The sequence below is a fragment of the Acinetobacter psychrotolerans genome (genome assembly GCF_048552595.1).
Taxonomy (GTDB): domain Bacteria; phylum Pseudomonadota; class Gammaproteobacteria; order Pseudomonadales; family Moraxellaceae; genus Acinetobacter.
Window position 1 is genome coordinate 57,486 of sequence record NZ_JBIMDK010000006.1, and the last position, 23,439, is coordinate 80,924.

At 36.0% G+C, this 23,439-nt stretch carries 18 protein-coding genes, 2 tRNA genes and 1 pseudogene; 7 read left to right on the top strand and 14 right to left on the bottom strand.

Features of this window, described 5'->3' with window-relative positions; all coding sequences use genetic code 11:
* Positions 1-4 precede the first annotated feature (4 nt).
* Positions 5-1,759, top strand: coding sequence for a cyclic-di-GMP receptor FimW-related protein (locus ACG94X_RS07375; RefSeq protein ID WP_419383097.1), 1,755 nt, complete (start codon positions 5-7; stop codon positions 1,757-1,759).
* The gene (locus ACG94X_RS07380; protein WP_419383098.1) at positions 1,741-3,960 is read left to right on the top strand and encodes an EAL domain-containing protein; all 2,220 of its coding nucleotides are present in this window, start codon (positions 1,741-1,743) and stop codon (positions 3,958-3,960) included. The genes ACG94X_RS07375 and ACG94X_RS07380 overlap by 19 nt, the downstream gene beginning before the upstream one ends.
* Before the next feature lie 152 nt (positions 3,961-4,112).
* Here ACG94X_RS07380 and rpmE read toward each other — a convergent pair whose 3' ends face one another.
* The 4 genes from rpmE to ACG94X_RS07400 form a co-directional block, all read right to left on the bottom strand.
* Positions 4,113-4,337, bottom strand: coding sequence for a 50S ribosomal protein L31 (gene rpmE / locus ACG94X_RS07385; protein WP_419383099.1), 225 nt, complete (start codon positions 4,335-4,337; stop codon positions 4,113-4,115).
* Positions 4,338-4,552: 215 nt separating this feature from the next.
* A complete protein-coding gene (locus ACG94X_RS07390) occupies positions 4,553-5,560 on the bottom strand; it encodes a bile acid:sodium symporter family protein (protein WP_419383100.1) in 1,008 nt (335 codons plus the stop codon).
* Positions 5,561-5,718: 158 nt separating this feature from the next.
* A complete protein-coding gene (gene gloA, locus ACG94X_RS07395) occupies positions 5,719-6,120 on the bottom strand; it encodes a lactoylglutathione lyase (RefSeq protein WP_419383101.1) in 402 nt (133 codons plus the stop codon).
* A 1-nt stretch (position 6,121) separates the two neighbouring features.
* Positions 6,122-8,338 (bottom strand): AmpG family muropeptide MFS transporter, encoded by a 2,217-nt coding sequence (locus ACG94X_RS07400; protein WP_419383206.1) that lies wholly within the window; start codon positions 8,336-8,338, stop codon positions 6,122-6,124.
* Positions 8,339-8,564: 226 nt separating this feature from the next.
* Here ACG94X_RS07400 and ACG94X_RS07405 point away from each other — a divergent pair, with 226 nt between their 5' ends.
* Positions 8,565-11,150 carry a Lon protease family protein gene (locus tag ACG94X_RS07405; protein ID WP_419383207.1) on the top strand — a complete coding sequence of 862 codons (2,586 nt, stop codon included), beginning with the start codon at positions 8,565-8,567 and terminating at the stop codon, positions 11,148-11,150.
* Positions 11,151-11,333: 183 nt separating this feature from the next.
* On the opposite strand, the gene grxD is transcribed toward ACG94X_RS07405, so the two are convergent.
* Entirely contained in the window at positions 11,334-11,675 is a 342-nt protein-coding gene (gene grxD / locus ACG94X_RS07410) for a Grx4 family monothiol glutaredoxin (RefSeq protein ID WP_419383102.1), read from the bottom strand.
* A gap of 166 nt (positions 11,676-11,841) precedes the next feature.
* On the opposite strand from grxD, the gene ACG94X_RS07415 reads away from it, so the two are divergent.
* On the top strand, positions 11,842-13,053 hold the full coding sequence (locus ACG94X_RS07415; RefSeq protein ID WP_419383103.1) for an aspartate aminotransferase family protein: 1,212 nt from the start codon (positions 11,842-11,844) through the stop codon (positions 13,051-13,053).
* Positions 13,054-13,235: 182 nt separating this feature from the next.
* Here the strand turns inward: ACG94X_RS07415 and ACG94X_RS07420 are convergent, their stop codons facing one another.
* From ACG94X_RS07420 to surE, 3 genes are all read right to left on the bottom strand, one after another.
* The gene (locus ACG94X_RS07420) at positions 13,236-14,168 is read right to left on the bottom strand and encodes a LysR family transcriptional regulator (RefSeq protein WP_419383104.1); all 933 of its coding nucleotides are present in this window, start codon (positions 14,166-14,168) and stop codon (positions 13,236-13,238) included.
* A 95-nt stretch (positions 14,169-14,263) separates the two neighbouring features.
* Complete coding sequence (locus tag ACG94X_RS07425; protein WP_419383105.1) at positions 14,264-15,112, bottom strand: peptidoglycan DD-metalloendopeptidase family protein; 849 nt, start codon at positions 15,110-15,112, stop codon at positions 14,264-14,266.
* 127 nt (positions 15,113-15,239) lie between these two features.
* On the bottom strand, positions 15,240-16,004 hold the full coding sequence (surE, locus tag ACG94X_RS07430; protein WP_419383106.1) for a 5'/3'-nucleotidase SurE: 765 nt from the start codon (positions 16,002-16,004) through the stop codon (positions 15,240-15,242).
* A 153-nt stretch (positions 16,005-16,157) separates the two neighbouring features.
* Here surE and ACG94X_RS07435 point away from each other — a divergent pair.
* Positions 16,158-17,384: pseudogene (locus tag ACG94X_RS07435) on the top strand (tyrosine-type recombinase/integrase).
* A 272-nt stretch (positions 17,385-17,656) separates the two neighbouring features.
* Here the strand turns inward: ACG94X_RS07435 and ACG94X_RS07440 are convergent.
* Both ACG94X_RS07440 and ACG94X_RS07445 read right to left on the bottom strand, forming a co-directional pair.
* The gene (locus ACG94X_RS07440; RefSeq protein ID WP_419383107.1) at positions 17,657-18,118 is read right to left on the bottom strand and encodes a GFA family protein; all 462 of its coding nucleotides are present in this window, start codon (positions 18,116-18,118) and stop codon (positions 17,657-17,659) included.
* A gap of 15 nt (positions 18,119-18,133) precedes the next feature.
* On the bottom strand, positions 18,134-19,606 hold the full coding sequence (locus ACG94X_RS07445) for a carotenoid oxygenase family protein (RefSeq protein ID WP_419383108.1): 1,473 nt from the start codon (positions 19,604-19,606) through the stop codon (positions 18,134-18,136).
* 80 nt (positions 19,607-19,686) lie between these two features.
* Here ACG94X_RS07445 and ACG94X_RS07450 point away from each other — a divergent pair, with 80 nt between their 5' ends.
* On the top strand, positions 19,687-20,307 hold the full coding sequence (locus ACG94X_RS07450) for a TetR/AcrR family transcriptional regulator (protein ID WP_419383109.1): 621 nt from the start codon (positions 19,687-19,689) through the stop codon (positions 20,305-20,307).
* 592 nt (positions 20,308-20,899) lie between these two features.
* Here ACG94X_RS07450 and ACG94X_RS07455 read toward each other — a convergent pair.
* Together ACG94X_RS07455 and ACG94X_RS07460 are read right to left on the bottom strand one after the other, a co-directional pair.
* Positions 20,900-20,976 (bottom strand) — tRNA-Met (locus tag ACG94X_RS07455).
* Positions 20,977-21,077: 101 nt separating this feature from the next.
* Positions 21,078-21,365 carry a hypothetical protein gene (locus ACG94X_RS07460; protein WP_419383110.1) on the bottom strand — a complete coding sequence of 96 codons (288 nt, stop codon included), beginning with the start codon at positions 21,363-21,365 and terminating at the stop codon, positions 21,078-21,080.
* A gap of 649 nt (positions 21,366-22,014) precedes the next feature.
* On the opposite strand from ACG94X_RS07460, the gene ACG94X_RS07465 reads away from it, so the two are divergent.
* Positions 22,015-22,170, top strand: a complete 156-nt coding sequence (locus tag ACG94X_RS07465) for a hypothetical protein (RefSeq protein WP_419383111.1) — start codon at positions 22,015-22,017, stop codon at positions 22,168-22,170.
* 169 nt (positions 22,171-22,339) lie between these two features.
* On the opposite strand, the gene ACG94X_RS07470 is transcribed toward ACG94X_RS07465, so the two are convergent.
* Both ACG94X_RS07470 and ACG94X_RS07475 read right to left on the bottom strand, forming a co-directional pair.
* Entirely contained in the window at positions 22,340-22,699 is a 360-nt protein-coding gene (locus ACG94X_RS07470; protein ID WP_419383112.1) for a roadblock/LC7 domain-containing protein, read from the bottom strand.
* A gap of 407 nt (positions 22,700-23,106) precedes the next feature.
* Positions 23,107-23,183, bottom strand: a tRNA-Arg gene (locus tag ACG94X_RS07475).
* Positions 23,184-23,439: the final 256 nt, after the last annotated feature.

Here is a 23,439-nt window from a genome sequence, read left to right on the forward strand (position 1 = left end):
CAATATGATAAATAAAGAAATTTCAGAAATTTTTCACTCATCCACAGTGCTGCAACGTGAGAATTTAAGTTTTGCAGCAGCGAGTGTTGAATCTGTGAGTGCTTGGGCTGCAACATTGTCCATTATGCAACTTGGAGATACTTCTGAATCGATTTTAAAAGCAATTTATGAAATCGGTGAACTTAATTGTAGTGAAACTTTACGCTTCGATTTAATTCAAGTATTACACCCAATTACCGAAAGTATTTTATCGAGCTTAGAAAAAAATATTTTAAATCAGGGCTTATCTCAATCTGATCGTATTGAACACATCATTGATTTAACCACCCGCATTCGTACTTATTTCACCAATATTTATGTCAATATTGTGCAAAGAAGTCATGCTATTTTAGTGCAAAATAAGCTCTCTATTATACATTTCAAACAAAAACGTAATTTAAAAACTGCTCGAATTCTAGCTACATTTTATGCTTTAGAACAATTGGGCTTACTGCTTGTTCAACAGCAAATGCTCTATAGTGGAGCAATGTCAAATCAATGGTTTACCACACATCAGCTGTATGAATTAGCAGTTAAAAATCAAGAATTCAATATTAATGTCAATCAATTACAAGGCACTCATTTTACGATTCAAACGATCCAACATGCTTATACACAAGTTTTATTATTGGATATTTTTAATACACATCAAATTCGCCCGACTGAAACTCAAGCACTGTATCAATGTACTTTCGATTGGGTCAAATTAGTCCAAATTTTACCGCGAGAAAGCGCCCTTTCTCGTTATGTTGTTGATGGCTCAAAAGATTCACCACCTATTTATAATCGCAAGCAACATCCAAATTTCAACACCAGCTTGTATATTTCAACGCAGGACTTACTTGAACATATCAACTCAACTATTCTTAAAGCAGCTGAATACATGTCTAAGAATGAACAAGTTTATTTGTCGCCTGCGTTGAAATTTCATGTGCAAAATGTTTTGGGTACCAATAGTGAACGACAACATGAGCGTTATGAATACGCTGCACAATTGCAAATTTGCTTTAGCTTACAAACTGCACATTTCTATTTATCTAAAGCGAAGAACTTCTATGAGACTTTGCAATTAAATAATAATTTCGGTTTTCAATCGGAATCAAGTGTCCATTCATCTATTGCAACAGGTTCAACAAGCGCATCTAATTTAGGGCAAATTAAAAGCCTAGATCGAGAATCCAAACAAATCTATCAGACTCAAGTCATTGATATCAGTGTAAATGGTTATCGGATTCGCTGGGTCAATGAAACGCCACGTAATTTACGTACAGGCGAGTTTATTTTGGTCAATGAAAATCTCCAAAATAAATGGAAAGGTGCCATTATTCGCTGGATTAAACAATCTGTAGATAAAACCTTTGAAATTGGTTTAGAGATTTTGGCACAAGATATTTACCCTTGTGCTGTCAGAGTGCCTGCTGATCGCGCTTCTTTCAACTACCACCCTTGCTTAATGGTTAAAATTCAGAATTTAAATGATGCAAATATTTCAATCATTTTACCCAATTTGCCATTTTTTAAAGAACAGCAAGCTATTTACTTACGCCTAAATACCAACGAAATTAAAGTATATTTAACCAAAACTGTGTTAATTACCCAAAGTTTCATTCAGTTCGAATTTGAATTGATCAATGATGATGAAAATATCCATATTGACCAATTTATCGAGCAACAATCTATCAATTTGAATAATCAAGATGTATGGGAAGCCTTGAAGTGAGAAATTTATTATTATCTAAAAAATTAAAACTCTCTGAAACCCGATTACTCATTATTGATGACAACCAAATTCGATATAATGAAATCGTAAGCATCTTTCAGAGTAAAAATCATCCTGTTCAAGCTCTTTTATTGGATGAGTTAAAAGGTTTTGAAAAACAGTTAAATACAACGTGGGATTTAATTATTTTTGGTCGTGCGTATGACATCAAAATTGAACAAGCGATTGCATTGATTCAGGCTTCTTCTGACATTGATATACCTGTATTATTTTTAAAACCTGACGATTATCAGAATGAACAATATTTATCTTATATTCAAAAAGGGATTTATGATGTTATTAATCTTGAATATATAGAACGCTTTTATATTAGTTTAGTCCGTGCGCTTTCTTATAGTCGTACACTTCAAGCTAAAAATCACTTGGTCAATGATTTAGAAAGTGCTAAGAATCAAGCACAAGCTTTAGCAGTCGAACAACACAAAGCTGTCGCATTAATTCAAGAAGGTATTCATACCGAAGCAAATGTTGAATATTTAAAACTATTTGGCTTAAGTCATATTGACGATATTATCGGCTTACCTGTACTCGATATTTTACAACCCAAAAATATCAATGATTTTAAACAACGCTTTAAAAAGATTTCACAAGGTCAATTTGACTTAGCTCGTTTTGAAATTGATACTTTAAATTCCAATGCAAAATCTGAAAATCCGTTAAAAATTGAATTCCTTCCTTCTGACGAAGAAGATACCATTCAACTGACCATTGAAACCCAAAGCAATGCTACGCAAGCAGCTGATTCAGCTAAAAAAAGTATTGCAGCCGTTACAAGTAGTTTTCAACAGATTCATTATGCATTGGTTCACCAACCTGCCACAGTAAATGCTCTTGTTTTATTCAGTTTTGCCAAATGTCCTGACGATTTATTTACCTCTGACTGGAAAGTTGTTATTGAATATTTCTCTGGTTTTAAAAAATTTATTAAAGAACAAACCAATACAACCGTACATCAAATTGATAAAATGTTGTATGCAATTGTTTTGCAAGCAGAATCAGAAACAATTTTAGAATCTAAAATTCATGGTTTACATGCTTTAGAAAAACCACAATTACTTGATATTAACAATAAAACCTATCCTTTGAACTTGAAAATTGGTTATTCCAACATCCAATTAGACCAGTTCACTGAAGCAAATTTTAGTGACATTTTAAAAAGTGCTTACGATAATCGCTTAGCTAAGAAAGATTCTGCTTCTGACCTACAATTGGCAGCAACATTACAAGATACAAAAATTGAACTATCACTAATTGATGCTGTACCTAAAATTGAAACGTCAATGGATGCTATACCTACTCAAGTTAATATTGAGCCGCAAGCTATTGAAGCTCCAGTTCAATTCAACATTGAAGCTCAAACAAATGCGACAAAATTAACTTTCCAAGAGTCATCTATTTTAACTCAGCTCACCCAATCACTAGAAAAAGGTGAAATTCAATTAAAATATCAGCAACTCTATGACAAACAAGACAGTAGCTTAAATACCTACGAAGTCAGTAGCGGTTTTATTTTTGAGAATCAATGGAAAAAAATTAGCAATCTGATCGATTTAGATGATGATGTTGAGCTGTCTATTAAATTAGATCGTTGGATTTTAGTTGAGGCATGTAAACAATTACACAACTTTATTACTCAATATCCTGAAGCCAAACTCATTGTAAACCTCAATCGCCATGTCTTGTTTAATGACAAGCAATTCCCAGAGCTTATTGCTAAGCTATTAACGATTGTTGGCAGTCGCCTCTCCCATCCATTAATTCTGCAATTTGATGAAGAAGATATTGCTAAAAGTCTTCTTGAGTCTCAAAAGCAAATTAAGGTCTTACGTGAATATGGTGCAGATATCGCCATTCGACGTTTTGGTTCAAGCATATCAAGTGAAGCAGTATTAAGACAAATAGATGTAAGCCTATTAATGCTTGATGAGAAATTCACTGAAAAATTAAGCAATGATAAGACCATGGCTGAATTCCAACACACGCTTGAATCTTATAATGCAATCAAGCCTGTGGAAATGTTGTTAAAGAATTTGAATGATATGAATGCTTTTGCAAATGCATGGAATGTAGATGTGCGCTTCTTGCAAGGTGAATATTTCCAGAAAAAATTAGATCATTTGACTGATGTTCAAGATCAATAATTTTTACCAATAAACTGATTAAAAACCAATAAAAAGCTGAGTATGAACACTCGGCTTTTTTTCACCGAATCATTAAACTCATAGAATTTTTATAATCATAAATTTTAGATACAAAAAAACGGGCAAATGCCCGTTTTTTATGCTTTTCGATATTAACGTTTGATAGAACGTGACATACCAGAAAAACGTTGTTTGAATTTATCGATACGACCACCAGTATCCACATTCTTTTGTTTACCAGTATAGAATGGGTGGCAAGCTGAACATACGTCTAAATAAAGAGTTTCTTTACCTAAAGCAGAACGAGTTTCGATAACGTTACCGCATGAACAAGTAGCAACTAATGTTTCGTATTTTGGGTGAATATCGGCGCGCATGGTCGATTCTCCTAAGTTAAGAAAGGTTTTGCTGTCATCGCAATTAACCACTCTCAAAGTCTAATAAAAGATGATTTGAGGAAAGCTGATTTAAAATAAATTCAGCAGGTTAACACCACAACAGACCATTTCTTTTGAGCCCACCGAGACTATAAGTGTCAGAGCTAAGCGCAACAAGTGGACAGTATTATACTCAAAAACTTATGAAATTGCGACTAATCTATTACAGATTCTTGTTTAATTTTCACTTCGCCATGATTTTGCTTAGACCAGTAATTCGCAATGACACCACAGACCATCAATTGAATTTGGTGGAAAATCATAATGGGTAAAACAATCATTCCCAAAGGCTGTCCGATAAATAAAATCTGCGCCATAGGAACACCACTCGCAAGGGTTTTCTTTGATCCGCAGAAGAAAATTGAAATCTGATCCGCTTTATTAAAGCCAAGCCATTGAGGGATATAAAAAGCCAATAACATGATAATCGTTAAAAATACGGAACAAGCAATGGTTAAATAAATCAGTGTTGTCCAACTGACCTGATGCCATAAGCCTGCAACCACAGCACCACTGAATGCACCATACACCACCATCAAAATAGTACCTTGGTCAAATGTTTTGACGATACTGGGTACTTTTTGCATATATGGAAAAACATAAGGTCGCAATACTTGCCCAGCAATAAAAGGCACAAGTAGCAACAGCGTAATTTCAATAATGGATGAGGTTGGGTCATAATTATGTTGAGATTGCCCAAAAATAAATAAACTCACCAAAATTAGTGTAATAAACATACCAATTAAATTTGAAAATGACGCACTACACACTGCTGCTGCAACATTCCCCTTTGCAACAGATGTAAAAGCAATTGAAGACTGTACTGTCGATGGCAAAAAGCACATAAACAAGAAGCCCCAATACAATTGCTGCCCCAATAATGGCAATAAGATCGGTTTAGCCAGTAAACCTATAATAGGGAAAACTGCAAATGTGAAAGCAAAAACAACTGCATGCAATCTCCAATGTAATACACCTTCTACAATCGCTTCACGTGATAGTTTTGCGCCATGTAAAAAAAATAACACAGCAATCGCTATCGTGGTAATTTTTCCAAAAATAATTGCAGCCAAACCATGAACGGGTAGTAAAGTCGCAAGAATCACCATCACAATTAAAAGAATAGTAAAGCGATCCAAAGCTAAAATTTTTAACATATTCACCTTTAACATCCTGTCTTTTTAATGAAATGAAAAGCTTACAAAAAAGCTCAGTGAGATAAATTTACCTAAAGGTAAAGTTTCATCTTACTGAGCTAAATGAATTAAGCTAGTATTTAAGCTAAATGTTCACCATTTACTTTAAACACTTAAGCTTTTTCTTAATTGTTACGTGCATCATGATCCTGCTGAATCAGTTCAATTTTATAACCATCTGGATCTTCAACAAAAGCAATAACCGTAACACCACCCTTCATTGGGCCTGCTTCACGAACTACATTACCACCACGCGCTTTAATCTCTTCACAGGCTTTGTAGGCATCATCTACTGCTATCGCAATATGACCGTAGGCATTGCCCAACTCATAACTTGAAGTATCCCAGTTATGGGTAAGCTCAAGTACAGTATTATTTTCCTCATCGCCATAACCAACAAAAGCTAAAGTAAAACGACCCTCCTCATAATCACGTTTGCGAAGTAACGTCATTCCAAGCACTTCAGTATAGAACGCTAAAGATTGTTCTAAATTGCCTACACGTAACATGGTATGCAGCATGCGCATATTATTCACCTTTCTGATTTTGAACTATTTTCTGATGATCACTCAATAATTTCCCAACCCAAACCACTAAAATAAGGATTGGAATTCCAATTAAAGTCGTCATTAAGAAAAACTTTGGATAACCGATATTACTTACAATTGTACCCGAATAACCACCGAGAATTTTAGGAGTCAAGGTCATTAATGAACTAAAGATCGCATATTGAACGGCTGTAAATGAAACACTGGTTAAACTAGAAAGAAATGCAATAAATGCCGCACCTGCAAGACCTGAAGCCAAATTATCAACAATTATGGCAAAATACAGCCAATTTGAACTGTATTCTTTAATCACTTTACCTGTGACTTCAATCGCACCAGATGACGCAGGATTTACAATCGTGACTGGTTCTATATTAATGCTCATTTGATCAGTTTTCACTGTCGTTGTATCTTGCACTTTATAGTTCAATTGAGTCGTAATAGGAGTTGCTACTCGTTTAGGATCGACGCTTTTTAATGAAATGACTTTATTTTTTGCAGATGCTAATGTCTCACCACTAATTGCACCACTCAACACACCATGATCATCAATTTTTACGGGATAGTCTCTCCCATCCAACTGTAAAATAATAAATTTTTCTTTATCAATATGTTCTAAATCAATACCGCCTAATTGCCCTTTCACCACAATGCTATTTTTTAATTCATTGCTAGATAATTGATTATCTTGTGAAATTGGAAATAGGATCATTTGAGGCTGATCAGATTGTACTAAAATAGGCTGTGTCGCAGTAATGCGCTGATTTGAATTGGTTTGACCTTGAACATCATCAACTGGCATTGAAACATCAAGCTGACTAACAGATTGAAAGTCGACAGCAGGTATTTTCACTTTCCAATTGCCCGTTTCATCTGTGTTTGCTGAATAATGTTTACCATTTACATTCACAACAACGGAGCTTAATGGTGTACCTGACTTTACTAAACCAATAAAAATTAAATTGGTTGAACTTGCCAAGACAGCACCGACAAACATCAACTTCATAATGTTCATACGTTGTGCGAGCAGCCCACCAAGGAAGCCACCAACCAAACTAAAAATTACACCATAAATTTTAACGGCTTCAGCAATTTGTTCTTTAGTAAAATTTAAATCTTGGTAAAACACATTCGAAATCACGCCTGCGATGATATCTGAAATTCGATAAAAACCAATCAGCAACAATAAAACCAAGGCAAGTTTCACACCATAGCGTCTAAAGAAATCTGCAATTGGATTTACCCAAGTTTCATACGCCATTGTTTTGTTTACCACCCCGATACGAATGAGTAGTGTTGCGACAAAAATAGCACCCGCCCCCGAACCTAAAAAGCGTACAGCTTCCATAGCAAATTTAAGAAAACTGTCCTTAATTTCCCATTGGGTTTGTAAATATTGGACAATATCATCGGAATAAATATAGAAACAGACAAAACTTGCTACAGCCAAAAGAAATACAAAAACAAGTCGATAATAATCTGTATTTTTATAATTTTTATCTACACGATTAACTATGGGCTCACGAATAATTAAGGTTGTTATAATACCGACAACCATGACAGCAGCCATCGTTAAATAAGTATATTTCCAAGCATCATAAATATAATTGCCTTTCGCGGTTCCCAAAGATGCAGCAAGAAATAATGCACCCGCACCTGCAACAATCATCCCGATGCGATAACCTGCATTATAAGTTGATGCAAGCACGGTTTGCATTTCCGATTCAGCCAACTCAATACGATATGCATCAATCACAATATCTTGTGTCGCAGCAGAAAAACCAAGCAATACCGCACCAAAAGCCATTTGGTAAATATAGCTTTGACCTAATGATGGGTCTGAAAATGCCATAATACAAATTGCACAGATAATTAATATTTGTGCAATGAGTAACCAAGCTCGACGGCGTCCCAGAATTCTGGTAAGCAACGGTACAGGCAGCTCATCGATTAATGGCGCCCACACAAATTTAAATGAATAACCTAAAGCTGCCCAACTAAAAAAAGTCACAGCACTTTTATCAATTCCAGCCTCACCCAACCATAAAGACAAACTTGAAAAAATAAGCAGAATAGGAATACCTGCCGAAAATCCTAGAAACAGCATGATTGCTGCACGGCGGTCTATAAATGCTTTAAAAGCAGCTGCCCATCCATTGGCAGGCTTGGGAATTTGTTCAGATGTATGTGTAGCCATTGCGTTATTATTTTCTGAAAATGAAATAATGCTATTCAACAGCTTAATGCTGCGAGTTTCAATCATTTTTATGCAACAGATCACAGCTTTTACAGATATTTCTTCTTTTGCTGCTTGATCTTTACCCCCATTCCTGTATACCTTTAACTTTTCCACCGCTAAATACTTTTGGATTTCACCTGTGACCCAAAGACACGATCAATTAAGCTCTAATGTTTCAAATGTAATCACGACCACCACATTACAAAAAATTGAAAATAATTTTCCTTCTGCTTTTGATCAAACGGAAATTCAAAATACCTTATCACTGACAGCTCTAAAACCTGAACAGCTAACACATATTCCTAATTTTGCAACGATTCCACCTTCTACCAAAAGAATTAAGCCATTAAATAATTTTTTGGGTCAGGATCGCGCTAAAGCTTCTGTAGAAGCAGGGATTGCATTGCCTTATTCTGGCTACAATATTTTTGCCGTCGGAACAGCAGGCTTGGGTAAACGCACCATGATTAAGCGTTTACTACAACAGCATGCTAAAAGCATGGCGACACCTGACGATTGGGTTTATGTCAATAACTTTAAACACGCACGCCAACCTATTGCACTACGCTTTCCCGCAAGTCAGGGCAATAAATTTCAAGGCTTATTGCATCAAGCATGGCAAACCATTCTCAAACAACTCGAACGTCGTTTTAGTGCAGAAACCTATCACAATCGTATTGAAAGCATTCGCCAAGTCGCTGGTAATGAACAACAATTGGCTTTGGTTGAACTGACCAAAGAAGGTGTAGAACTCGATTTAAAACTGATTAGTCATAATGATGAGCATCTTTTCGTTCCGACTCATATCAAAAACGATCAAGTTTTAGAAATGTCTAAAGCAGACATGAATGCACTGAGCAGTAAGCAACGTGCTGAAATTACCTCTAATATCCGTTATATGGATAAAAAATTAGAACGCTTAGGTTTACAACTTGGTGATCTTGAAGATGATGCACGTGATCAAGTTTCTATATTAAATCGTGATATCGCTAAACAAGTCGTCATTCCTCGTATGGAATTGATTCTTAATAAGTTTGAATCTGTAGAAGGACTTGAACAGTTTTTAAAACTTTATGCTGCTGATATTATTGAAAATGTTGAAACGATTTTAGATCAAGAAGGTGAAGAATTCTCTCCTGCTTTATTTAACCACGTACCTTCTCGTTATCAAGCCAATGTCGTAGTGAGTAACAAGCCAAATTCTGGCGCACCCGTTATTTTTGAAGACTTCCCAACCCATTACAACCTTTTGGGGCATGTGGAACAACTCACTCAAAATGGAACGATTACCACAGATTTCACCTTAATTCGTCCAGGTTGTTTACACCAAGCCAATGGTGGTTTTCTCATTTTAGAAGCTGAACAGCTTTTAGAACAACCCTACGCATGGCAAGGTTTAAAACGCGCATTAAAATCTGGCCAATTAAAGCTCTCTTCTTTAGAACACATGCTGACTTTAACTGGAAGTATTTCTATAGAGCCTGCTTCTATTCCATTGAACTTAAAAGTGGTTTTACTTGCTGAACCTGAAATTTATTACGAGATTTTAGAAGTTGAACCTGAACTCGGTAGCGTATTTAAAATCCGTGCTGATTTTACTGATACCTTGCAACGTAATGATGCCAACGAACAAGCCTATATTCAGTTGATTGCAGACTATGTTCAACAAGACAAATTATTGCCTTTTGATCGTTCTGCACTTGCAGCATTATTGACAGATTCAAGTCGTCAAGCCGAAGACCAAAGTTCATTGTCATTACATGCTTTGACTTTGGGTGATTTGATTCGTGAATCACACCATCATGCAGCGCAATCTGACGAAAAATTAGTGACGTCCCATCATATCAATACCGCATTGAAACATCGCCAATATCGATTAGGTTATTTACGTGAATTATATTGGCAAGATTTATCTCGCGGTACACAGCTGATCGAAACACGTGGGCACCGCTTAGGGCAAATTAATGCGCTTTCTGTCATTCAATATGCAGATGTTGAGTTTGGTTTACCTTCACGCCTGACTGCATCGGTATATCAAGGTGGTGGTGATATTCTAGATATCGAGCGCAGTGTAGAACTGGGTGGATCTTTACATGCCAAAGGCGTGCTATTAATGTCTAGTTTCTTAAAAGCACATTTTGGACGTGAACAAATTTTACATTTCTCTGCTGCCCTCGCCTTTGAACAAAGTTATGGTCAAGTGGATGGTGATAGTGCAACAGTTGCAGAATTATCTGCATTAATTTCTGCCATTTGCCAAATTCCAATTGATCAATCTTGGGCAATTACAGGGTCAATGAACCAATTAGGGCAAGTGCAGCCAATTGGTGGCGTGAATGCAAAAATCGAAGGCTTCTTTGATGCATGTAAATTACAAGGATTGACCCAAAAACAAGGGGTTATTATCCCACGTCAAAATATGCAACATTTAATGTTACGTCAGGATGTGATTGATGCCGTCAACGAGGGTCAATTCCATATTCATGCGATTGATACCATCGATCAAGCTTTAGAAATACTGATGGCTCGCCCTGTCGGTATTCTCAATAAGAAAGGTCGCTATAGCAAAGGTTCAATCTACGCGGCTGTTATGGCGCAACTTGAATATTGGCAAGCACTTGAAGACGGTCTTCAAATAACGACAAAGCCGAAGAAAAAGAAAAAAAAGAAAAAAAAGGATAAGAAAGCGAAAAAAGCTGTGGTCGTTGAATTGGTCAGTATCGAAGAGGCTCAACCAGAAGTTGCAGCTCAACAGAATACGCATGAATAGCTTTTCAATAGGTAAGTAAATTATAGACAAAATAAAGCCCTGATTATTCAGGGCTTTATTTTAACCATGTGAATAACGGCTCAAATTATGAAATATACAACAAGCTAAGCAACATCAAACACATAGCAACTGGATCTCAATAAGAAAGCACCTTATCGGTGCTTTCTTAATATCATCTACTGATTAAGCTTCTGGTGCTGCGCTGTATTGCTCAACCAATGGCTTTAATTCACCATTTTGGAACATTTCAAGCATAATATCGCTACCGCCAACTAACTCACCATTGATCCACAATTGTGGGAATGTAGGCCAATTTGCAATCTGTGGCAAGATTGCACGAATATCTTGATTTTCCAAAATATTAACATAAGCAAATGGGCGACCAATTTGGCTAAGCGCTTCTACTGCACGCGCAGAGAAACCACACTGTGGGAACTGTGGCGTACCTTTCATATAAAGAAGTACAGCATGTTTAGTAATTTGATCGCGAATTAACGCTTCTGTATCGCGCACTTGTTCAGTCATTGACTAAATCCTCAACTCATCTGTGTGCATTATACCTAAATCCTTCATAAAGGGTATGACTTCAATATTATTTCCAAATTTATTTATATTAAAGCTTTAAATCTTCGCCAAACTTTGGTTAGATGATCTTTTACTTTTTTTCACTCCTGACAGATAAGAGTTAGTCATGAATAATATTACCCTCGCTCCAATACAAACTGATCAACCATCACACTTGATGCCGGTATTCAGCCGTCAACAGATCAGCTTTGTTCGAGGACGAGGTTCTTATCTCTATACAGAAGATGGAACTGAATATTTAGATGCACTGACAGGAATTGCAGTGTGCGGTTTAGGTCATGCCCACCCTGTTATTGCGGAAGCGATTGCGGAACAAGCAAATACACTCATCCATACCAGCAATATCTATGAAGTATCTTGGCAAACAGCTGCTGCACAAAAACTTGCAGAGGTGTCAGGTATGGAAGAAATATTCTTCTCTAATAGTGGTGCAGAATCCAATGAAGGTGCAATTAAAATTGCACGCAAGTTTGGTCATATGCAGGGAATTAGCACCCCTAAAATTATTGTCGCAGATCATTCATTCCATGGTCGTACATTGGCAACCCTTTCAGCAACTGGAAATGCAAAAGTCCAAGAAGGTTTCGCACCTTTAGTGGAAGGCTTTATTCGTGTGCCATTTGGAGATATTGAAGCTATTGAAGAAGCTGCAATTAATCACCCAGATATTGTTGCTATCTTAGTCGAACCAATTCAAGGTGAAGGCGGTGTAAATACTGCACCACAAGGCTTTAGCTATCTTGAAGAAATTCGTCATATTTGCAATCAACACAATTGGTTAATGATGCTTGATGAGGTTCAAACGGGCAACGGACGTACAGGTAAATACTTTGCTTACCAACACACCAATATTATTCCCGATGTTTTAACCACAGCTAAAGGTTTGGGTAATGGTTTTCCTATAGGTGCAGTCATGACTCAAGGTCGTGGTGTCGGCGTTTTAACTGCGGGGAATCATGGTTCAACTTATAGTGGTACACACTTAGGCTCGCGTGTTGTCTACACTGTGATTGATTTAATTCAAAAAGAAAATATTGTGGCAAATGCTGCCGAAATTGGTACTTATTTAGTCGATCAGTTCCGTTCACAACTTGCAGAACAAAATGTCATCGTGCGCGGTTTTGGTATGATGATCGGTATTGAATTACCTAAAGTATGTGGTGAGTTGGTCAATATTGCACGTGATGAACATCAACTTATTATCAATGTAACTTCAGGCAATGTCATTCGTTTACTTCCTGTATTGAATATGAACCACGAACAGGCAGATGAACTTTTAAAACGCTTAGTTACTGCGATTAAAAACTTTTTAGCTTAAATTATTAATTGGCAATAAACCTCATCAATGTGTACTGACAAAGTGCCATTGATGAGGGCTAAATTTTTAAATAAATAACATGAATAATTTTAATTAATTTAGATAAAAAAAATCAATTCAAAACATAAAAAAGCCGCTTTAAAGCGGCTTTTTTATTCAATCTTTTTTTGGAATGCATGTTTTTATGAAGCTTCTTGAAAAATTCTTCCGCCAGGTAATTGGCTAAAATATTGCTTTAAAGCATCTAAACAACGATGGATTTTCATTGGTTGTTGTTCGCGCTTCAAAGTTACAGCACTCAAAGTGAATGTTGGTAATTTCCACTCTGGTAATACTTCAACCAAAGTGCCATTCATCAATTCTTTTTGCACATCTAAATAAAGAATACGTACAATACCATGTCCGCTTTGGCACAATGCTTTTGCAACAAATACATTATTTGTTTGAATGCGGCGCTTCATTTCTAAATTTACAACTTCACCTGTTGCACCATGCTGAAATGAAAAATGTTGATAATTTTTCATAATATTTATCGGAATCAAATCATGATTTTGTAAATCTTCAGGACGTGAAATCGGTGCTGTCTGATTTAAATAGCTCGGAGACGCAACTAAAATTTGATCTACGCGCGCAAGCGGTATAGAACTCAAATTATTTGAATCTTCAACTTTAGCAGACATACGGATAGCAATATCAATACGTTCTTGAATTAAATCAATGTATTGATTATCTGCTTCAAAATGAACCATCAAACCGCGATGAGCAGACATCCAATGTGATAATGCAGGAACAACATGTGTTGCGCCTACCTCTGGGGTCGTTGCAATGCGTAAATCACCAACTAAATCGTCTCTCAACTCATTAATACGGATCTTTCCGCGTTCTGCTGCAGCGAGCATTTCTTGACAACTGTGGAAAAAAGCTTGACCAGCTTCAGTTAAACTCAGCCTACGAGTAGAACGATGTAGAAGTGTAACTTCCATTTCATTTTCTAAAGATCGAATCTGCTGACTAACTGCACTTGTCGTAATGCCAAGGTCACGAGCGGCACCACTGAAAGAGTTTTTTTCAACAACACAAGCAAAAACACCCATCGCTCGAAGTTGATCTAACATAAATTTCCCTCTGAAATTATGAGCTGCTTCACACTTTTTTATTTAAAGCAACTCATTGTATTATACGAAGAAATTTACATTTTGCATTAAAAAGTTTAATTAATAGGTAAAATATTTGCAGGATTAATAGGTTTTCCGTCTAAACGAACCTGAAATTCGAGCATTGTACTGTTTACACCCGATGAACCCATCTCAGCAATCTTCTGCCCTGCACTAACATTTTGACCACTTTTCACTAACATTTTACTGTTATGTGCATAGGCCGTAATGTAACCATCAATATGTTTTACCAATACAAGATTGCCATATTCTTTCAATCCATCCGCTGCATAAACCACTTGCCCATCTGCTGCTGCAACGATTGGATCACCTTGATTTCCACCAAAACGAATCCCCTTGATATTATTTGCCATATTATAATTGGCAAGCACAGGTCCATTCGATGGCTTAACCCAACGTAAATTATTAGGTTTTACAATAGATGCTGTAGGTGTTTGTGTTGTTATCGGTGCTGTAATTGTTGCTGCTGGTGGTTTAACGACAGGCGGTATATTCGTTGGTTGTGTCGGTAGGTTGATCGTTTGACGTTGAATTGGCGGTTCAGTGCTTGTCAATGCTTTTGTAGTTGAACGGTTTACACTCGCACTACCTTTTTTCAAGTGCAGAGATTGCCCCACATAAATTCGATATGGCGCTGCAATATCATTCATATCTGCAACACTGATATAGCTTAAACCATAACGTGCAGAAATTCCGCTCAAAGTATCACCCGAGCGGACAGTATAATAATCAGGTGCAGTTGCATAACGCGTTGGATTATTGATTTGCGGTCTTGAGGCACAACCTGTGATCAGCAAAGTGGACGTTACTGCTACTGACAATAGAATTGTTTTCATCCATACCTTAGGCGTTTGAATTTGGAACTGTGATCGAGCCAAAAGCATTGATTTCCCTCTCTACATCTTAAATTTAGAAATATTTTGCTAAGATTAGCAAAAAAGAATTAACTGTCACGGTTTAACAGCGTTTTTTCACAAAGTTATAACATTCATACATCACAAAATACCTATGTTATAGCTGCGACTGCAATACCTGTAAAATACTATAATTGGTCGCATCCATCTGAATTGGCGTAATACTGACATAACCATTCGCAACAGCAAAAAAATCTGATTGAATATCTTGCGAAGTCTTTTTCCGTTCTGTCACAGCTTCACCTGCCAATCCAATCCAATATACTTGACGACCACGTGGATCAACTTGACTACTGATCGGCTTAGATTGAATCCGTCGCCCCTGATAAGTAATTTGCGCACCTTTAATTTCAGGCACATCTGGAATATTGATATTTAAAATATGACGTTCTGGGACTTGAGGTAAACCTTTTGCAATGAATTCATAAACCCAATGCGCAGCTTGTGCATAATCATCTGGGCTTTCATACGAACGGACATTGCTCCCTGCCAGTGATACTGCTATTGCGGCTTGTTTCATTAACCGCCCTTCGAAGGCTGCACCAACTGTTCCAGAATATAAAACATCGTCACCTAAATTGGCGCCACTGTTAATTCCACTCACCACCAAATCAAACTCAAAATCGAACAAGCCATTCATCGATAAATAGACACAATCCGCAGGTGTACCATTCACCGCCCACATATCTGGCGCAACTTGAATCGGTCTTAAAGGACGATCTAAAGTTAAAGCACTAGAAAAACCACTACGTTCACTTTCAGGTGCAACAATCACAACACGACCCAAAGGTCTTAATGCTTTGGCTAAAGCTTGAATGCCTGGTGCAAAAACACCATCATCGTTGGCAATAAGAATATTCACTGTAATCTACTTAAATCTATATTAATCTAAAAATCCCTATACAGCCCTTATTTATCCATAGCTTTAATCTATTTTAGTCTTTATCAGTTCATACTAATCTGTTATTAAAATGGGAGAATAGCGGGTAACTTTTCACATTGGACGGATAACTTAATGCTTTCAGATACTAAGATAAAATCTTTAAAGCCCTTGGATAAAATGTGTAGGGTACTTGATGCAGAACGGTTATACATTGAAGTAAGACCATCTGGCAAGAATATATGGCGATTCAAATACACTTTAAATGGCAAGGAGGGAACGGTAAGTTTTGGTGAATACCCTGCCGTCTATCTTGCTGAGGCTCTTAAAAAGAAAAATGAATCTAGAATTTTTTAAAAGATGGTGTAAACCCCGTCGATGATAAAAAGCAAAAAAAAGTAGAAGCAATCACAGCGACCTCAAATACTTTTAAAGTAATAGCCGAGGAATACATTCTGGAGCAAATCAAATACAAGAGTCAGGACTATATAGAGCAGTACAAAAGATCGATGCGAAAAAACGTATACAAAGTGATCGGCCATAAACCCATTAAAGATGTGAATTCATCAGATGTTCTTAGCATTATGAAAGAGATGGTCTCGAGAGTACGAAAATTAAGTCATTTGGGAACTGGTGAAGCAGCAGCCAACCAGAACCGTAGGTTTATTAGTCTGGTAATGAAGTATGCGATTGTTACCCTTAGAGCTGACAATGATCCAACTTATGCAGTAAGAAGTGCTATAGAGTCACCAGAAATCGAACATGCCCGAGCTTTGAGTAAAGAAGAACGTATAAAGCTTAGAGTGCGACTAGAATTATATGGAGGCACTACAACAGTCAGAAATGCGTGTTTAGCTATGATGTATTCCATATTACGTGCTTCGGAAATTAGGCGTATGCAATGGTCGTTCGTAGATTTCAATGAGAAAGTAATTGAATTCCCTAAAGCTTCAAGACGACGTAAGCAAGAGCGTAGCAACAAGAAAAAATTACATACACCTAGTGCCAATGTCTGATCAGCTATGTTCTTTACTCAAAGAATAATATGAAATATCTCAAAATGAAACTGATGTTTTTGCTGCACCATTTAAAACTGATAAAATGTTGGCAAGAACAACACTCAATAGGATTTTGGTTTTCATTGGCTTACCTGAAGTGACTACTCATGATTTCAGAGCAACTGCATCCACCCTACTTAATGAAAAAGGATATAAACCCGATTGGATCAATAAGTAATTGGCGCATGTTGAAGAAAATAAAACAAGAGCGACATATAACCACGCAAAATGGCTAAATGATCGTCACAAAATGCTTCAAGATTGGGCTAATATTGTCGATGGCTGGAGTGAATCGGTTTCATAAAAGTTAATTTTATATACACTATACGTAATTTTTATTATTGTTTTTACGAAAGTTTCATTACAGTTAAAGTTTTTATATGAAAATTCCGACTAAGTTAAAGTGAGTGTATTGCTCAAACGTGGAACATGAATTTTCACATAAAAAAGCCCAATCGAGGTTGATTGGGCTTTTTTAAAACATTTAAGCTAATGATTTATATCAGAATAAAGAATAATTTCGTATAAGGTGTATTATGTTAATTTTAGCTATTTTTAAAAATAAAGCATTTCTATTTATTTAATATTTATTAAAATCTGTTTACTTAAAAATAACTGGCTTCTTAAGTAACCACTTAGCTTGGGGAAATCATCATAACTGTCTTGAATACGCCGATGATAAAAAACATGAGCTGAAGGTTTAAGCACTATATTAGTTTGTTTCAAATGCATAGCGGGCACAAATGCAATATTTACAAATGGTATTAATGACATAAAGCCAACTACAGGTTGTAAACAATTTAAACATACCCCTCGATTCACTGCAGGAGGCAGACGATGTTTTTTAAATTGTATCGTTGTATAATTCATCAACGTTATAGAGTTTTTAGAAAAAACTAAAATATCAGCAGAATTATCTTTATAAATTTTTTGACAAATTTGACAATGGCAAATAAATCTTGTTAAAAGTTTTCCATGAATAATAAACTTTGATTGACCACAACTACAACTTACCTCCTGATTAATTATATTTATCATAATTTCAAAAGCCAGTTAAAAAATTTCGTCTTGGTTCACCCAATTAGAATGAAATCCTAGTGGTACATGCACAGGAAGTTCAATCGTTGCTTGAGGGTCACTTTCAATATTTTTCGCATCTAAAATGACAACTTTTGTGATTTTTTGATGATTTGCATCTATGGAATGCACATAAGAAATGAGCCACCCTTCATCTTCTGCACTTTCTTTACTTTTAGGAATAAAAATGACTTCGCCTGTAGCATAACCTTCGCCATAAAAATGCTTTAAAGTCTCACCTGTTTTTAAATCATGACGAAGCAAATAGTTAGGTGAAATATCGGTTGGACTACCAGGTTTATTTTCTTCACCCAAAGTAAGAGTATAGGCATAACGATAAGGTTTACCTGTTAAGCGTTCATCAAAACGTGCAAATTCTTGAGGGATGTTGGAGATAACGGTGCGTTTTAATTCACCTGCTTTACGGTCTAAATGCCAACGTTCAAAGCGAATATTTTGTTCATCTGCGGGACCTTGAATAGTATTGGCAAAAGTCTTTTCATGCACAGAAGCATCAACAATGACATCTCCATTTTCCAAATCATAAGCATTGCAGCTATGAAATACAAAGCACGGGTCAATTTTGAACCATTGAATATCTTGTGCCTCGCCTGTTTTTGGTAATAACCCTATTCTAGGCTCGTGCTTATCATTCCAGATATAAGGAAAATCTGCACCTTTCATAATGTTTTTTAATGAAAAAGTAATCGGCAAATCAAAAATAATCATTTGAGACTGGGTCATATTACAATCATGCATCATTGGACCATGCTGCACAGGAATGCTTACTCTTTTTTTTAGTTTCCCTTCTTTATCAATAACATGATAATGAACCTTATTTAAGACTAAAGAATCATAACAAATAGCATGTAGCTCGCCCGTATCTGGGTCTTTATGTGGATGCGCTGTAAATTCATAGCGTTCTTCGCTGTTAAAAAGAGTGTAACTCAGACTATTCAGCTCTGCATCCATTGCCACAGGTAATGGTCCTGCTTCAACAAGTGTCCATATTTTTCCTGCATGACCAATAATATTGGTATTGGTGATGTCGACAACGCCTCGTGGATGACCTTTAATTCTTGGTCTATTCAGCTTGTCATTCACTTTATGTGTACCTACATATCTGTTTTTATACCACAGTGCCTTTCCATTTTGGATACGTAAAGCGTGCACCATGCCATCACCAACAAACCAGTTATATAGGGCAGGATTGTCCACTTCGACTGGATTAGGACCCATTCTTAAAAATAAACCATCTAAATTTGGAGGTATGACACCAATTACTTTTAAATTTTGAGTGCTAATTTCATCTTTGACGGGTGCAAAAGGTCCTTTTAGAAAAGGATTATCATCTGCGTAGGGAACTCTAAGTTTCGGTATTTGAGATAGATAATTTAATGTTTTCATTGCAATAGTATTGTTTGCAAGGACATTTAGAAAATTAGACATTTAGGTACTCCATTTGAGTAATTCATTTTTTTTATTTGCACAATAATGCTAATGTTTAGTTATAATCATAAATGTATACAGTGTCAACATTGAAAGTCAAGAATATAGATTCTCTTTCTTCTTATCATCATGGGAATTTACGTGAAGTATTGTTAAGCAAGGGTTTAGAGCTTTTAGAATCTTCGATAGACGCTAGTTTCAGCATGCGTGAATTAACTCGAAAAATCGGAGTATCTGCAAACTCTGTGTATCGACATTTTGCAAGCAAAGAAGAGTTACTTACAGCTTTGGCAATTCAAGGTTTTCAGAAACTTTTAGAAGCTCAGGCTTTAGCAATTCAAAATGCATCTAATTCTGAGAAAGGGTTTATTAAAGCAGGGCATCAATACATTCATTTTGCAGTACAAAACCCGATGCTATTTCGCTTAATGTATGGTCGTTTTGTAGTATCTCATGATGATGAGAATTTGAAGCAATTAGCAAGTTTAGCTTATACGGGCATGCTCTATGCAGCAGCTCAAGCGTTAAAGCTTGATGTCGAGAGCCGTGAAGCAAAGATAGTTGCGACCAAAGCGTGGAGTGTTGTACATGGTTTGAGCCATTTAATCATTGATGGCCAATTTGACTACTTATCATCTGGAGAAAATGAAAGAATGATTGAAGACGTATTGAATGGTCTACATTCTTATAATTCTAATTAAAATAACATTCTTATCCCCCTCATTTAACATAATGGGCATTATGCGAAAAAGCCCCCCTAAAGGGCTTTCTCAAACAACTTCCATTCTTTAGTACAAAGAAAAACCCCATCAACATCTAGAATGTAATGATGTTTTTTATGCCGTAATACGCTCGGCAAGGGACAAAGGAAACGTAACTAAAGGTCAACTTTCCGGTAATTCCGGATAGTTCAATTTGGTGTAAATACACCATTTTAAAAGCATCAAATTCATACAAATGAAAACTCAGGCATAAAAAAAAGTCTGCACCTTGGGGAAGGAAACAGACTATAAAAATAAATAAACTTCACGAAGAAGTTATTTATACAAATATAATACCCAAATAATAACGTGATGTAACTGGCAAAATATTACATAAAACATATATATATCACACTAAAAAAGTCCCATCAAATAACTGAGCTCTCGCTCCATATCTGGCACGCCATACAGGACTTGAACCTGTGACCATCCATTTAGAATGGGTATTACTCTATCCAATTGAGCTAACGGCACATAAAAAAAGCCTAATAAGCATGAAGCAAATTAGGCTATAAACTTTAAATCTTCTCGTTGGTAGCGGGAGCTGGATTTGAACCAACGACCTTCGGGTTATGAGCCCGACGAGCTACCAGACTGCTCCATCCCGCATCAACGAATTGACTTTATACGCTGTACACATTAACAAAGCAAACTTAATTTAAGATATAGCCAACTAAAGTGCTTTTTAAATGAAAATTCTCTTAATTTATTTAACCGATACCCGATTCTGTAGTAAATGATGGATGAGAAGCCTTATACAGCTCCAGTCTTCTTCGCTCATTTTCTAGAAATACCTTCGGCTCTTCCGACCATATTGATTTTCTTGAATCGAGCCCTGAATGGCTTAAAGCCCAATCAGAAGCAGTGCCATAAATAAACGTATTATCAGCGAAAATAATTTTTGTCTTCCCATCTGTACTACTTATAGAAACTTTATGTGTTGGCAATGACCCAAATGTACTAATTTGAGTATAACGGTATTTATAGATTTCAGACATATAACCATGTACTTAAAAGACAATGCCAGTGTACCATTTTAATTATTAAAAAAGCCCACTTAACTGTGGGGCTTTAACCTTTATCTTTTGCGCTGATTAAGGTTTGTTGTTTGTTATTAATATTGACTAAATAACACTCTACTATTAACAATAAATAAAAAATAGATCAAGGTTTTTTTTCAATAAAAAAGCCCACAAAATAATAGTGGGCTTCGTAGATCGGCATGTTGCGATCTCATGCTCAGCGTTAACTGTTTAAGCTTCAAAACTTTTGAAGGGAATGCGCCTATTCCTGTAACAACTCAAACACTACCGTTTCGCATACGGATTCGATCAACTACAATCTAACACATTTTTATAGATTTTTTATAAATTATTAATATTTAATAAAAAATACTTTAAATCAGATTAATACAACCCCAATACTTGATATTTGTCATGTTCATGTAAGTTGTAAAATAATTTTTTATTTTTAAAACTTAATGATAACAAAGGTTGATTGATATTTTTAAGTTAATCTTAATATATTTTGTCGATATAAACATACTTCGCAGAACATATCACTACATTCCACTCCCACAAACACCTTAATGTTATTTATTAAACAGCACATTATAACCTCTCAATAAACAATTCAATGGAAAGAAAAATGACTACTGGATTTAAAAGTTTCTCAAAACAAGTTGACTCAGCGGCTACCCCTTCAATTAAGGCAGCAAATGAACCTACTGAAACCAACCCAAAACCCTCGACTGAACCAGAGAAGACAGTAGAGCCAAACAAAGAAGAGCCAAAAGTAAAATAAAATATAGAAGCAGTGATTAACGACGCAGATCACTGCATATATAACCCTACTTAATTTTAAGTAGGGTTTTTATTATCTAAATAGTGAAATTACCGGATGTTTTGTAATAATAAAAAGCCCACCTTTCGATGAGCTTTTTTATTTAACTATTTTTAATTGATTTCATTTTTTAAGAAAAATCTAAACCTTTTTCAAATGCTTTTAATTCGTGACGAGCCATTGCGAGATTTGATTTTGAGCGATCCAGAACCACATAAAGAAATAAATTTTCATTTGTTTCAAGCGGACGAATAACATGATACTGCTTACCTAAGGTAATTAAAATATCTTCAATTTGATCCTGCAACCCCAAAGCTTTAGCTGTTTTTCTTTTGGCGCGAACAACCTCAGTATTACCAGCAGCAGCTAATTCCAAATCCAAACCACCACCACCACTAGTTGCTAATGATAAACCACTTTCACTATCTACAAGCGCAGAGGCAATAAACCCATCAATATCTTTTAGTGAATCTAAACTTAATTTAGCCATTTATTTTCTCGATTTGTTTATAAAGTTATAAAGCCTAACCAGTTTTGATAACTGCTCAGAACATCATAAAACTATAATAACATTATAATAATATTACAATAAAATTAAACCACATATTAAACAAGTCATTGAAAATACTATGCATTTAAAAACACCCCAAACATTCAAATGTGATGAACCTTTAAATATTGTAAGTTTTTTGACCATCGGTGTTCTGATATATAAGAAAGATCATCATAAGATGAGCTATTCGGACATACCGAATAACTCAATTAAGTGTGTCAAAGTTTTGCCCTATACAGTTTTAAAGTTTTCGAATTCGATAGGTTTAGTTCCATAGAAATTAAGAGAATTAGAATAGGAGAGATTGTCGGTGTTATTAGCACGAATTCGAACCAGTTAAAATATGGCACGCCATACAGGGCTTGAACCTTTGACCATCTACTTAGAAGGCGGATGCTCTATCCAACAGAGCTAATGACGTATAAAAAGGATGTGGTGATCCACCATATCCTTACCTTAGATTACGATATTGATCAGCTCGGCAACTGATCTACTGCTACTCAACAGGACAAACATCTCAAAGTTAGCTATTGATCTGCTTTGTGTTTTTCAAATCGATTGGTCGGGGAGTCACCCACAATCTAAGGCTCTAAGGCTAACTCAATGTGTAACAAAATCACTTTGAATTCAAACCGATTTATACGGCTGGTTTCTGCATCCCACCGTTTGCGCTTATA

Bases quoted from the DNA above. Each gene is read 5' to 3' on its own strand.
- gloA (WP_419383101.1), bottom strand. From the start codon at position 6,120: ATGCGCATGCTGCATACCATGTTACGTGTAGGCAATTTAGAACAATCT.
- rpmE (WP_419383099.1), bottom strand. From the start codon at position 4,337: ATGCGCGCCGATATTCACCCAAAATACGAAACATTAGTTGCTACTTGT.
- ACG94X_RS07380 (WP_419383098.1), top strand. From the start codon at position 1,741: ATGGGAAGCCTTGAAGTGAGAAATTTATTATTATCTAAAAAATTAAAA.
- ACG94X_RS07460 (WP_419383110.1), bottom strand. From the start codon at position 21,365: ATGTCTGAAATCTATAAATACCGTTATACTCAAATTAGTACATTTGGG.
- ACG94X_RS07445 (WP_419383108.1), bottom strand. From the start codon at position 19,606: ATGTCTAATTTTCTAAATGTCCTTGCAAACAATACTATTGCAATGAAA.
- ACG94X_RS07470 (WP_419383112.1), bottom strand. From the start codon at position 22,699: ATGGCTAAATTAAGTTTAGATTCACTAAAAGATATTGATGGGTTTATT.
- ACG94X_RS07415 (WP_419383103.1), top strand. From the start codon at position 11,842: ATGAATAATATTACCCTCGCTCCAATACAAACTGATCAACCATCACAC.
- ACG94X_RS07400 (WP_419383206.1), bottom strand. From the start codon at position 8,338: ATGGCTACACATACATCTGAACAAATTCCCAAGCCTGCCAATGGATGG.
- grxD (WP_419383102.1), bottom strand. From the start codon at position 11,675: ATGACTGAACAAGTGCGCGATACAGAAGCGTTAATTCGCGATCAAATT.
- ACG94X_RS07420 (WP_419383104.1), bottom strand. From the start codon at position 14,168: ATGTTAGATCAACTTCGAGCGATGGGTGTTTTTGCTTGTGTTGTTGAA.
- ACG94X_RS07425 (WP_419383105.1), bottom strand. From the start codon at position 15,112: ATGCTTTTGGCTCGATCACAGTTCCAAATTCAAACGCCTAAGGTATGG.
- ACG94X_RS07375 (WP_419383097.1), top strand. From the start codon at position 5: ATGATAAATAAAGAAATTTCAGAAATTTTTCACTCATCCACAGTGCTG.
- ACG94X_RS07465 (WP_419383111.1), top strand. From the start codon at position 22,015: ATGACTACTGGATTTAAAAGTTTCTCAAAACAAGTTGACTCAGCGGCT.
- ACG94X_RS07440 (WP_419383107.1), bottom strand. From the start codon at position 18,118: ATGATAAATATAATTAATCAGGAGGTAAGTTGTAGTTGTGGTCAATCA.